5 protein-coding genes are annotated in these 14,423 nt (G+C 46.1%); all 5 read right to left on the reverse strand.

Features of this window, described 5'->3' with window-relative positions:
* Positions 1-253: 253 nt before the first annotated feature.
* Positions 254-3,046: a carbohydrate binding domain-containing protein gene (locus tag L6475_RS12710; protein WP_237820613.1), complete on the reverse strand. Its 2,793-nt coding sequence runs from the start codon at positions 3,044-3,046 to the stop codon at positions 254-256.
* 169 nt (positions 3,047-3,215) lie between these two features.
* Entirely contained in the window at positions 3,216-7,919 is a 4,704-nt protein-coding gene (locus L6475_RS12715) for an autotransporter-associated beta strand repeat-containing protein (RefSeq protein ID WP_237820615.1), read from the reverse strand.
* A gap of 133 nt (positions 7,920-8,052) precedes the next feature.
* The gene (locus L6475_RS12720; RefSeq protein ID WP_237820617.1) at positions 8,053-10,866 is read right to left on the reverse strand and encodes a hypothetical protein; all 2,814 of its coding nucleotides are present in this window, start codon (positions 10,864-10,866) and stop codon (positions 8,053-8,055) included.
* Between the two features lie 95 nt (positions 10,867-10,961).
* Positions 10,962-12,722: a HAMP domain-containing sensor histidine kinase gene (locus L6475_RS12725; protein ID WP_237820619.1), complete on the reverse strand. Its 1,761-nt coding sequence runs from the start codon at positions 12,720-12,722 to the stop codon at positions 10,962-10,964.
* Between the two features lie 113 nt (positions 12,723-12,835).
* The gene (dnaA, locus tag L6475_RS12730; protein ID WP_237820621.1) at positions 12,836-14,242 is read right to left on the reverse strand and encodes a chromosomal replication initiator protein DnaA; all 1,407 of its coding nucleotides are present in this window, start codon (positions 14,240-14,242) and stop codon (positions 12,836-12,838) included.
* Positions 14,243-14,423 lie beyond the last annotated feature (181 nt).

Consider the following 14,423-nt stretch of genomic DNA (forward strand, 5'->3'; position numbering starts at 1 on the left):
GAAAATTGCGGTATAACGGCCGTTCAAGAACCCCAAAAGGTGAATTTTGGTTGTCTCTCCGTTCTAGTTTGCGATTTTTATTTGTCTTGATTTTCGAAAAACAAACTGAAAGAATATGCAAAAACAGACTAAAAAAAAGCCTCTCCAGACATCTAGAGTAACGAACCAGAAACTTCCTGCATCTCGGGTGACAAACAAAAAAGAGGCATCCCGCAAAGGATGCCTCTCACAGTTTTTGAACAACTAAATGTGATTACTTAACCACATATTTCTTACCATTGATAATGTACAGGCCCTTAGAAGGAACACCGTTCACTTTCTGTCCGCTGATGGTATAGATTGCGTTGTTGGCCTTTACAGCAACTGTAGCAGTCTCAATGCCATCACCTGCAGGCAACCAACCTTCTTGAGGAATATCCTCTTCGAAGTCGGCAGTCTGATACTTCTGAACCTTCAGGTTGTCGAACCAGCAGCGACGATCCTTATTGTCGTAGGTAGAACCAATTACGATAGTAGCAATCTTGGTATCGTCCATCTCGCGCATTGGCAGCCAAGCACCGTCTGCAGAGCCATTAGTACCATTTACAACAGAGCCCTTGAACTGAGCATTCTTGTAGTCGAACTCAAGTGTGAACGAAGACTTGTTACCATCAACGCAGATAGCATCATTAGAAACAGTTTTTGAACCAAGACCGCTCACCTTAGCCAAGATATCCAGGCCAGTATTTTCAGCATTGTTGAAGTCGTTGTAGTCTATAGTACCATCGTAACGGTTCATACTGAAACCGGCAACTCTCTCACCAGCGGCATTGAGCAACTGAACATATACAAAACGTTTAACCAAATTACCTACCCAAAGGTCAAACTGTACACTGAACATATCGTTTTCATTGGGCTGCTGATCTTCGGCGAGTACCACCTTTGCGTCGCCCTTACCGATACGCAGAACATCAGTGAGCAGATCGTTATAACCAAGTGCATATACATTAGCTACATCATTATTGAAAGTCTGTGTAGCTTCATCAAAGGAAACAGCCTGATTGAAGTTAATTGAGCCGCCTTCACCAGCCACAGCATAAGTAACACCGCCCTCACCATCATCAACAGAAGTGATAGGATTAGAGAAGTCGATAGAAATCAATGGCTTGTTGGTAACAGAGTTCAGGAAGGTCTGGGTAGCAGCATCAAGAGCATCCTTGGCATTGGCAACGGTAGTAGAGTCGGCCACACGTGTAGCATCGGTAGTGTTAGCACGTGTCTGATTCAGAGTAGCCAAAGCAGTCAGGATAGCGGTCTTATAAGCATCGCGGTCGCCAGTGGCGTTCATGGCCATATTGCGGGTCTTCTTGGCAGCATCAATAGCATCAGCCAAAGTGGTGAGAGGAGCATTCAGAGCCTTTGAGTAGTTAACAGCATTCTGATAGCCACGAACTACCTGATACTTATAGCCCAGTTCAGGATCGGCGCCCTGCCATTCAGCCCATTCATTCAGCTGTTCGGTAGTAGCCTTACCAGCATCGTTGCCGTCTTCGGTCATCCAACCCTTGTTAGACTGATTCCAGAAATAAACGCCCCATTTGTCGCGAGCGGTCTGCAGAGAATCACGACCCCAAGGATAGTTGCCGTCAACCTGCAGATCCTTTACCTGCTTGTGAGCATTTACAGCGGCATTCCACTGAGCTGCGTATGCCTTCCATGCCTGGATATGAGAAACTTCATCCAGCAGGTCCTTTGTGAACGAGCGAACCTCTACATTCTTAACATAGAAAGCACCGCCTTTCTTTTCACCGGGGCCGGGCCAGATAACACCAGCACGGAAATCACCAATATTTTTGATGTCACCTATCATGCAGAAACGCTGGTATTCCTCACCAGAGATAGGATCGAGGGTGATGGTATCTTCACCAATATACATCTTACATACTGTCTCCAGGTTGAAGGTTTGTCCGTCGCATGGCCAAGAAGCCTTTGCAGTGTTGGCATTACGGATTTCTACCTTAAAGAAGTATTTACCTGCAGGGAAGTCCTTGTTGAAAACATTGTAAGAAGCCTCATTGTTCATACCTGTCTGAATAGCCGACATCAAATAGTCGGCACCTTCGGTATGGCCCCAGTTGCCACCCCACAACTCAAGGTTGTCGATATAACCGGCTGACCATTGACGTCCACGACCTACAACGGGGAACTCAGCTACGCCATCCAAGCCTTTCAACACACTGTTGGCACTGGCAGTAGTCACTTCCATATAGGCATTGATCATCACATCAAGAGCGTTCACCATGTTTTCAGAGGTAGCAACATCTTCCATAGTACCGGCCTCAATCATTCCCTCAATACGGGTGATGAGATTCTGGAGATTAGTACGAGCAGCGGCAGCTTCAGCAACATTGAACTCAGGCATCTCCATCAACTGCTTGGCATACGAGATACGAGCTTCAGCCAAACGTATGTCATACACCTTAGTAGCCTTCTTCATTGTAAAATTAGTAATCTGTGTACCTGCCACCAGACGCTCGAAGTGCAGAGCCAAGAACATGCTTTCCTCGTAAGTGAATGCGAAAGCCACTGTCTTCCAGTTTGTATCAAAGCTGAATGCAGTAGCCACACCATACACAGGAGCTTCGTCGGTAGAAGTCACACGATCGGTAGCACCATCGGTGTTCATAAAGATGTCCATGTAGTTGTTGGCATCGGCAGTAAGCGATGAAGCAGCAGCGCCTTCATTGTTGCGAACATCAAATGAAATGACATAGAGGCTGCCACCTTCCAAACCATCATTCCATACACGGGTCAGGGCATCGCCAGCGGTAGCGCCAGAGCTACTCAACACATGTTCTCCATTAGGTCCTTCTTCTTCAACAATAGAAAATGTTGTTTCACCACCAATGGTCCAACCTACATTACCTTCTGAGAAGTCTCCATTGGTAATTAAATTGTCGCCTGTCAGTTTGTAACGTCCGTCGGCAGTATAAACATACTGGGCCTGGGCAAACAAACCAAGCGAGCATACCATTGCAATTGCTGCAAAAAGTAGTCTTTTCTTCATAATCAAGATAATTAGTTATTAATAGTAATAATGTGTATTTGTATAAAAAATAGTCTGTAGTTATATAGTTCGCTGCAAAGATATAGGTTTTATTAATATGAAACAAAAAATTCAGGGATAATTTTTTGGCAATTATCCCTGAATTTTGACAACAAACTGTATATAATTGCTATTTTACGACCAATTTTTGAGTCTCCATACGATGTCCGTCATGCACTTTGATGATATAGGTGCCTGCCGTTTTGGCCAACTGGCGAGCTTGAAGGGCTGCCTCTGCTTTCGTGGTAGTGATAGTGCCCAGCAAAGTGCCTCCAAGAGTATAGACCTGACAATCTACCGGCGACTTGCTGGCAATACTGCCCACTCCAGCCTCGGGATTGTCGGTGATGCGGAGCACACCTGTGGTATTGTTCAAGCCACTGGTATCCCAATACAGTCCGTCGGGCAATGCCGGCAAATCGAACGTTGGGGCGTACTTGAAGGTAGAGTTCACAGTCCACAGCGTAAATTCATCATTCAACTGAGGTGTATAGCCGTTCATCAGCTTCACCTTGACGGTTCCATTCACATAGAGCATGGCGGCCTGAAGGGTTGAATTGGCATTCTTTGACAGGAGGAATGTGGCTGTAGAACCAGCACGCAGATTCAAGAGGGCCTGTGTCTTGATGGTACCTGGCACCTCGTCGCCAAACTCTGAAGCACTTGGCACCAACTGACCACCCGACATTACGTTCAGGGTGTTCAGGAGTCCTTGTCCGCTCGCACATCCGCCATTCTGTACCGTTAAGGCATTCGAACCAATCAAAAGAGTATTCAGCGCAGCATCGTTGAAGGCTACTGTGCCCTGCTCTACGGTCAGGGCGCCGTTGATATTGCCTGGAACCATGATTGACAGGATGCCGGTACCGCGTTTGACAACAGGCGAAGTGCTCTTGGCAATGGTACCGCCATAAGGATCCTGACGCGAGTAGGTAACACCAATCTCGGTATTCAGCATAAGATCCTGATTGTTTGTTCCAAGTATCCATTTACCGGAACCAACCAAGGTTCCATCGCCGAAGACACTACCCAGTTCGATGTCTTTTCCTTCATTGCTCACACGCACATCCTTGTGGGTGTAGAGTCTGGCATTGGGCAGGCCTTTGCTATTGCGGAAAGCCCAGATAGGATCGTACGATTTCTTGTTCTGACGGTTCTGCTTATAGGTGTGGATGGTGCCTTCGAACTCACTCCAGTCGCCATCGAAATAGCAACGTATGCCTCCAGTATATACATTGAAGGTTCCCGAACCGGTGAGCTTGCCTGTATAGGTGCCTCCAAAAGCGGCATAGAAAGTACCCTCACGGCCTTCGTTCACCACGAAATCGGAATTGTTGGTCAGATAGGGAGTAGCCTCGCGATTGGCGCCTTCCAGCACACCACCCTGGAATTCAACCACCGAGGGAGTCTGGTCTATAACGCTGCTATTATGGTTGGACCTTACCGTTCCGGCCTTTGCAATCAATCGGGCGAAGGTGTTGCCGGTCATCATTTCCATAGAACCGGAACCGGCTTTAGTAACGATAGCTCCCGTGCCCTTGATTCCCTTATTGAAGATGACACTCTTGCCAGAAGGCACATTGACGGTCACACTACCATTGACATTCAACTGCTGGTCGGTGATGATCACGCCATTGGTTTGGAGGGTGGCACCGTCGTTCAACTGAATAGCACTGGCACTGTTGCCCAACGAACCGAATCTTTGTCCAGTATTATTGGCCAGCATGCTGACAATTACAGTTCCGCCATTAATCGTAGTATTGCCTGTGTTGTTCCAGTTGTTGAAGGTGACGCGACCCTTACCATTCTTCACAATGGGAGCTCCGCCTACAATGCTATCGCCATTAATAGTATAGTTCTTGGTCTCATTGTTGAAAGTAACGGAACGTGGGGTCACTCTACCCTTAATAGTCACGCTGGTATTGGCAGCCTCATCGTTGAAAATAACGTCATCGCCATTGGCAGAATAGGCACTCTCGCCCTGACGAAGGAACACTTCGCTCACGGCCTGTTCCCATACATTATTTCCTTGGGTGCCATTCCAGGTCACGATATCCGATTCGCGCATCACCTCAATCTTCAACTTCAGATGGCCTTCCTCTATGCTCAAAGCAGATGTAACATTGTCGCCAAGCCCCTCAAGATTGAGAGCAGACACGTCACCTTCTACACTTCCTACTGTTCCTAAGTCATAGATACCATCTGCCAAGGTGCCTGCCGTCTTGAACTCGATCACAGGAGCCTTATAGCGCGGACCATACGACCAGTCGGTAGTCTTCACCACCAGTTTAGTGATGGCCAATTGGTCGATTCCTTCTGTTGAACCAGGGGTAGCACTCTCAGTAATATCCATCACCAAGCGGGCACCGAAATTCAGGTCAAGAGTGGAGACGGTCAAACTGCCGGTATGCTCTTTGCCGCCAACGAAGATGGTAGCATTGTATTCTGCCTTCAAACCGCCAAGGAATTTTCCGCCATTGGAAATCAGCGTAGTGTGACGGTTGAGCCATACGGGCGATGACTCCATGGTGCCATCAAACTGCAGGGTTCCGTTCCACACATCGGTATTGCCGGTATGTTTTTCAACGACATTGGGCAGCACCATGGTGCCTTCGCCCTGCTTTACCAAACGGGTTGCTCCACCGAAAGCGCCACCGGTAAAGGTGGTTGTGAAGCTTTCAACAGTCTGTTTTGGAAGTTTGGGGGTAGAGGATGTGGCCTGACGTGAGCCAGAACCTTTCACCCATGCAGGGGCATTGACAGTGAGCACCCAGGGAGCGGCCCCATCCTGCACAGTGATAGTATGGTCTTCATAACCGGAAACCAGCAGATGGTCATCAGTTGTAGTGATGGTACCGCCATTGGAAACCTCGGTACGTCCTTCAAGCACTACAGCAGGCGGTTCTTTGGTGATGCCCTCCAGTTCGCCAAGGAAGAAACTGGGATGAGGAGGCTGATTATAGCCAACCGACTGCCAGGTCATGGCATTACGATACTCATGGTCGGCCCAGAGGGTGGTAATAGCCCATGGACTCTCGTAACTGGTGGTATAGATACGAAGGCGATCGCCTGCACGCACCACAATCTCTTCACGCCAGTCGCCTATGATATCGCCTAAGAAACCAGGATTGTTTTTGGATGAATTGTTCAAATTGCCTTCACCCATCCAACAACGGCTGCCATCATAGCTCCTGCCACTATGCACTTCTTTCTGACCAGGAGCCTTATAGACACAGGGCGAACGCTCTACGCCTGGAGAATCCATGAACTCGTCGAGCAGGTCGCCATCCCAATAGACGCGCATATTCAAATAGTCATCGTTAGCCATATTGACACCGGTAATCACACGGTCGGCGGTCAGACTGATAGCATCCATGCCATAAGTGAGGCCAACGGCTCCGGGATAGGAGTTCAGGAAATTGCCTGCCATACAACGGCCCTGGTCGGCACCCGAACCTGTGCTGAAACGCAAGGTTGAGGTAGTTGCATCGATATAGGCAATACCTGGCACATAAGCACTCTCCAAACAAACGAATTGTTCCATTCCCCAACGATAGGGGTCAAGATCACCGCAATGCTGTGCATCGCCATGTCCGAAACCTGTAGTGGACAGTCCATAGCCGGTATCATCAATCATCATCGAACCGAACACGATTTCGTCACGCCCATCCAAATCGACATCGGCAATGGCAAAATTATGGAAACCATTACCAAACCAAGGTGAACTGCCATCATAGCAGTTCCAGCGCCAGCGCTGGGTCAGCTGATGGGTTGCAGGATCAACGTCAAGTGCACAGAACTTATGTCGGCTATAACAACCGCGCCCTAAGAAAATGCTGGGTTTACGACCATCCAGATAGGGGGCGCCGAAATAATGCTTTGTGGCACGATGGCCCGTATCGTTCTTACCCCACACAGTGGTGTAATCGCTCTCGCCCTGTTCATAGCGGGGCAACGGATAGGCCTGAGGTGTCCAGTTGTCGGAACCATCCCAACCATAAGGTTCGCCGGTCTCACCATTTATATATAATAGGTATTCATTGCCTTCACGGGTGTATTCATCGCGAGGAGCAAAATAGTTCATATTACCAATATTGATAGCCTTACCCGATTTGGTATGGATAATCATATTGTCGGCACCACGCATCAATGCCTCGGCCTTGCCGTCACCATCCCAGTCGTAGAGAATAAGGTCGAACTGCTCGTCAGGGCCAGCCATCAGGTTGGGTCCCATATCAATCCACCACAGACGGGTGCCGTCCATTTTATAACACTCATGAAGATTGAAATGGGTTGTGTTTGCAGTGGTGTTCAGACTTCCGGTATCGTTGCGGCGTTTTACCACAAATTCCATCTGACCGTCTCCATCTACATCAGCCACGGAACAATCGTTCAAGGTATAGCCGGACGACACGTTTCCGTCGCGCCCAACAACTTCCTTTACTGGAATGTCCCAATACTGATGGGGCCAAGGGGTAACTTCGACAGAAGCCTGGAGTGACACTTCCTGACCTTTAACCACAGGGACCACCTTATACTTGCTGGAAGCATTTCCGCTGTTGTCCTGATAATTGGTGACAGAAAGAGGTGCACTGTTCACCTTCGTACCATTACGATACAGATTGTACTTTGTATCATAATAGTCGGTGGCCAGTTTGCGCCAAGACACGAAATTGCCGGTACCGGTGGTACCATAGCGTGAATCCTGTCCGGTTTTATCGCCTTGTGGAATAGCAACTAAACCACGCGACAGTTTATCAGCAACTCGCTGAGCCTGTGCAGTAGAGAACATGAACAGGCCCACGAATGACATCATTAATAATCGTTTCATCATGATGATTTTTTAAGCAGTTAGTAATAATCAGTCGTTTAAAATAAGATACAGTATCGGCTGCAAAAATAGTAAAAAAAACTATTCATGCACTATATTATTTGATAAAATACTGAAATTTTTAAGCTAAAGCCGATTATTTAGCACGCAGTAGATGGCCATCGCGGGTGACGCCGGCTGCCGATATTTTGATTCGGGTCGGCTTGCTGTTGTTATAGAATACGGCGGTGAAACGGCCTTCCTCATCGGTCACGACATTGGGATTCCAATAGAGTGTCCGTCGATAGTCGGTAGGCTCTTGAGGCACACGTTGGCTATAGTCGGGCTGGTAAAACTCTTCAGGAGCATTAAAGCCATGCAGAATGATATGACGGTCGCGATAGGTAAGCTGCGTGGCGTCAGCAGGAATGGGGACTAACTCTACAATGGCATCGGCCGAATAGCGTTCCTCAACCATGGTAGAGTCTTCTAAACGGGGTTCGAAATCGGCAAAAACCCGAATATTCTGCAGACGTTTCAGTTTCAGTTTACGATAGAGTGACTGCGAAGTACGATTGGCACGGAACAGTCCAGCTCGCTCTGCATCGGTTCCTAATGCAAAGGGGGAGTAGTTGCGGTAATAAACGGCACCATCAATACGCCCATCTACATGAAAAGCATTGTAACGGTTCATGTTGCCATACAGATAACGGCACACCTGGACAGGGAACTGGCGCATATCCAACTTTCCGAACGAAAGACCCCGGTCGGTTATCTCGTTGTAAAGGTCATAGGCATCCATCACAAAGGCAGGTTTCTTCCAGTCAACCGCACGGCGACCACGACGCTTGCCTTTTACGCTGACACCATCCAACTGATGGACATCGTTCTCCATAGAGAGGTCGGAGAGGGTATCAACAAGTAAATCTTCAAAAACATCGGGCTGATGATTCTCATAATAGTCATAAGGATGGGTGAAGACTGGATGGAAAATGTCACGCTTCACATAGAAATCGGGAAAGGCATCTTCATCGAACACGGCAGCATCTTTACGCAAAAGCATGCTCTTACGAATAGAGTCATTCTTTTTATAGGCTTTCATGTTCAGATAACAGTTACCATAGAAGGGAGGTATCTGAAAAAGGAAGCGTCCCTTTTTGGTTTCCTGAACAGAACCGGCCACTTGATTATCGATAATCACCTCAGCTTCGATAAGTACTTCATGGCGCAGATTACCATGATTTACACCAACATTGGCATTGGCATCGCCAATAGTACCATATTCAATATCGTCGGAAGGCGTATCGGGTACTGGACTGGAATCCTCGGTAGAGATCGTTTCGCTCTCTTCTTCAGCATCGGTGAAAGGATCTACATAATCTTCAGGACTATCTATTTTGCGGGCATGAAACCCTACCCCATCCTGCCAACTGCCAATTTCATCAGGCTCAACAGGATTCAGAGCAAGCATCTTATAGACAGAGCCCTCCACTGTGAGGGAGCGTTCTGGTGCATAGCGTAAACGTAATGTACTGTCTGACAATTCTTTCCAATTATACTTACGCCACCCCTGTACCATCATCAGTTGGTCCAGATGAAGACGATGCTGAGCGTCGTCAGCCTCAAAATAATAGGAGGGTTTTGCGATAAAACCGCGCAATTCACTTGAAAGCAGCAAATCGGTCATGATATCGCCGTCATCGTAGGAGGGTTCGTCGGTGTTGGTGTCACGAACAGAAAGTGAGAAGACGGTTGCACCATTCACGCTTTCGCACGTCACAGGCAACTCAATCCGTTCATAAGGTGCATAGGTGTGAGTTGATTCGGCAGTAGTCGTCACTCGATTGCTTTCCAAATCATGATGATTTACAAAAAAAAGACGATCGGCAAGGATATGTCCCTCATCATCAAAAACAGTCAGATTATTGACGCCCGTAGGCAGCTCGTTCATCGGCAACTGCAGTTCAACGGTGCCTGACGCATCAAAGGCGATTCGCTGGAAATGCTTCAAAGCGCCACGACATAGTACTGACAATGCATAACTATGATGAGCAGACAACTGCTGACCACGTAGGATGACTCGCCCATTATCCAATCGGAGCGAAAGGCCTGCCTTTTCCACTTTAGGGAGCGAGAAGTGATATTGTTTTCCATGCCAGGTGAAAAGGGCCTTGAACTTATTGCCTTGAGGAGTGATGAGAAAGGTGCCCCGGCCCATATAGTCGGTCTTGAGAGTCTGTACCTGTTGGCCATCGGTTTCAATAGTGCCACTAATAGAAACGGCTGCGCCTAACTGGTCAACGGCGTCAAAAGCAACTTTATTCTCTACACCGTCTATCAGATGGCCTCCTTCGGGATAGAATGTCACAACAAGTTCTTCCTTTTTTGGCTTCGTCAAGCGTTGTTTGGGACGCTGATACATACGGCGGACATCATAGTCACCTGGTTGTTCGGGCTTACTGTAAATGGGTAACACGCGTGAATAGAGTCCATCCCACATGCGGAAATAGTCGGCAGCCATCTGCTTATTATAGAACAACCAGGTATCTGGCGTGCTATATCGGTGATGCCTGACATTGAAATTCAGATTCCAACGGGTATAGGCGCGCAGTTCATAATAGCCAGAATAGAGTGAGTCCTTCAGTGCAAACTGTCCACAGGTATATCCTTGCGCATTGACCACAATAGTCTGTCGCTCAACCAGTAGTCCGTCTGGCGACAACAATTCTACATATAGAAGCCGACTCAAATCTGTGGGCTGAAGATTATCGGCTCGCACTACATAAGCCTTGAACCACAAGGTGTCGCCCACAAAATAACAGGTGTTATCAGCGTGTAAATAGACTTTTTCCTGCACACGAGATTGACTGGTGTACTCTAATACTTGATGAATATCATCAATTCCATCGGCATAAGCGACAACCGATAGTATGCAAAAAAGAATTACGGAAAAGAATCTTTTGAAAATCATAGCATTAGAATACCGAATCTACAGGAACATCATAGCATTGCAATACCGAATCTACAGGTATATCATAGAATTGCAATACTGAATCTACAGGTATATCATAGCATTGCAATATGTGGAAGAGTTACCACGAAACGAGCTCCATTCTTATAACTGGTATCCAGTATCAGGTCACCATGCAGACGAAGGGTCATAGCACGTGCTAAAGAAAGTCCTAAGCCAAGACCAATCTTGAAACTGTCTAATTTTTCAAAACGAACGAACACACGCTCAGCATCTTCATCAGAGATACCACAACCGGTATCTTCTACCACGAACTGAATAGACTCGTTCTTTTTCTTAACAATCAAACGAATCTCACCCTCGTCAGTATATTTAATTGCATTGCTGAGAAGAGCATTCAGCACCTTAGTCAACAACATAAGATTGGTGAACAGCACAACATCGTCGGCCACCTCACTCTTCATCACAAGTTCTACTCCTTTGTTGGTATGATTATAGTGCTGCCTCACTAACTTGTGAGCCAAGTCTGTACATACCACTCTATCGGTCAGCTCGTATTGACGTGTGGAATCAAGAATTGACAAATCGAGCAATTCATCGACCAACGAAACAATCAACTGGGTATTTTCCTGCATCTGAGAAGCCAGATGGTGACGCTCTACAGCATTCAGATTATAGTCGGAATCGGTAAGTACTTGAGCAAAACCATTCACAATATTCAGCGGAGTACGAATTTCGTGACTGATATTGCTGATAAAGGCCGACTTCATACGGTCGCTTTCCAAAGCCATATCACGTGCTATACGCAATTCCTTCACCTGATGACGACGGGCAATGGCCAGCAAAGAAAGCAACAGAATAATTGCCAACAAACCCAGCATCACTGTAACAAGGGTGATGATGCGCTGATGCGATGTCTCACGCTTTGCTTCATAGAGATCCAGCTCGTTTTGAATACCTTGCATACTGTTGCTCAGGATAATAGCATCCAGAGAGTCTTTGGCTGCCATCTGCTCCTTTCGCATCTCGGCAACTTCTTTCCACTTGCCTACATACTCATAGACAAAAGCTTTCATCTCGGCTTGATCGGCACGTCCACCACGCTGGTCAATCATCGTCAATGCCTTGTCTATATTACCACGCAACAGATGGTTGTAAATCTCCAGCTCATATCCAAACACGGCAGTTACACCCTCAGCTTCGCTTTTTTTGTAATCACGATAACCTTCCTGGAAGGCTTTAATATCGCCCAGACGGAAAGCATAAACAGCACGCAAAGCTGCAATACTTGTCAGACGTTGCGGAGACGTGGTCATCGAAGCGGCTTTATCCAGCCACTCCATTGCCTTTTGGGGATTAGCGGGAAATTCTTCGTGAGCCAGGTTCATGCAAATAGTAGGAATACTTTCCAGATAGCCTTCTTGTTCAGCACGTTCCAAAGCTTCCTGATAACACTTACGCGACATTTCAAGATGACCGCAATAGCTATATACATGGCCTAACATATTGAAAGCCATGAATATCTCACGATCCAGCTTCTGTTCGCTCAATTCCCGGGAAAGTTTAAGAGAAAGGAAATAGGCCTCAAAAACATATTCTTGATTCAACATGAATACTACCTCATTGCATCGCTGGGTATAGTATTTATGCATATCACCATGAGCCAGCAAATAGTCCTCTAAACGATTTACGGCCTTAAAAAAGCGCAGGCTGTCACCTGATTCAAAAGCATTTCCCATATCAAGGTGCAACTCCAAGTATTCAGGATCATCATCCGGAACTACTTCAGCTTTTACCTCGAAAGACAGGCAAAGGGAAAGAAGCAAAAAGAAATATTTATAGGGCCTAAGATTCATTGTTCATTAGGATTAGTAGCCACAAATATACTACTAATTCAGAGAAACAGGCTTACAATAAATATTAAAAAAATATAAACTCAAAAATATTCGACAAAAAACACAGGCAAAAATTAGTTTTTCAACCGAAAAGATGTTTCTATGCTCGACAATTCATCATTAAAAGCCTTATCGACTTTCAATCGCTGCTCAACAGCAGAACAACTGTGAAGAACAGTAGAATGATCACGCCCACCTATCAACTGGCCAATTCGGGAAGTGGGCATTTTTGTAAATTTCTGAGCAAGATACATCGAAACCTGACGTGCCTGTACGTATTCACGCTTACGACTCTTGCTGAATACGTTCTGCTGAGAGACATTAAAATGCTGACAAACAGTATCAAGAATATCATCAATTGTCAAAGGATGGTCGTCAACCTTTACTGCACGCTTTATCACACGCTCGGCCAAACGCATATCAATATTGGAATTATATACGATACTGTAGGCCATCAAAGAATTCACAACTCCTTCCAAGTCGCGCACGCTACCATTGGCTGTCTCAGCAATGTACTGAATCACCTCGGTAGGAATCTTCAAGCCATCACGACGACATTTCGACTGAAGAATATCCACACGCAACTGTGTATTAGGTTTCTCAAGTTCAGCAATCAAGCCACATGAGAAACGTGTCAGCATACGGTCTTTCAACCAATTCAAATCAACAGGAGGACGATCACTTGCCAAAATGATCTGCTTACCCAAACGGAATAAATGGTCGAAGATATAGAAGAAAGTAGCCACTGTTTTCTCAGAAGTGGCCCACTCCTGCACATCGTCAACAATCAGTACATCGAGACTCTGATAGAAATTGATAAAGTCATTGATTGTATTCTGCAACTTAGCATCCACAAACTGAACCTGGAACAAATGAGCCGAAACGTATAGAACACGTTTTTTCGGATACATTTTCTTGGTCTGCACACCTATTGCATTGATAAGGTGTGTCTTACCACATCCTGAAGGTCCAAAAATAAAGAATGGATTGAAAGTTGACTTTCCGGGATGCTCAGCAATAGACAGACCTACTGTACGAGGAAGTTTATTTGAAGCACCTTCTATATAACTATCGAAAGTTTTTCGGGGATCCAACTGTGAGTTAATAGGCTGTGGCTGAGCAGCATCCAGCACTGTAGGCGCTTTATTTGCACGAGTAGTAGGCTGAACTTCAAAATCAGCAGGACGTTCACCTTCTACTTCTTGAACGATGTTGTGCTCCTTATCTGTCACCAAACGATAGGTTAAACGAACGTTAGCGCCAAAACTTACGCCCATAGCCCATCCCATCAGTTGTACAAAATGTTGTTCCAGATATTCATAAACGTAAGGACTGGGAACTTGCACCAACACAGTTTTCGTGCCCTCATCGAAATTCTCGAAGACGATGGGCTCGAACCATGTTTTGAAAATTTGCGCAGAAACATTCTTCTCAATTAATTTGAGGCAGTTGTTCCAAAGCGCCTTGTGATCTTGTTTCATCAGGCGATGGTGAAAGTTAAATAAATAATGACCTTACGTTAATACACTTTTTAGTTTAGTGTGATTTTGTGTTGCAAAGTTCTGTATTTTTTTTCAAACCTACAAATGATATTAAAAATGCCAGCGTGTTTACAATTTGTATAACATTCTAATTATGCGACATTTATGTTGTTTCACGAAG

This window comes from Prevotella sp. E9-3 (assembly GCF_022024015.1).
Lineage (GTDB): Bacteria > Bacteroidota > Bacteroidia > Bacteroidales > Bacteroidaceae > Prevotella.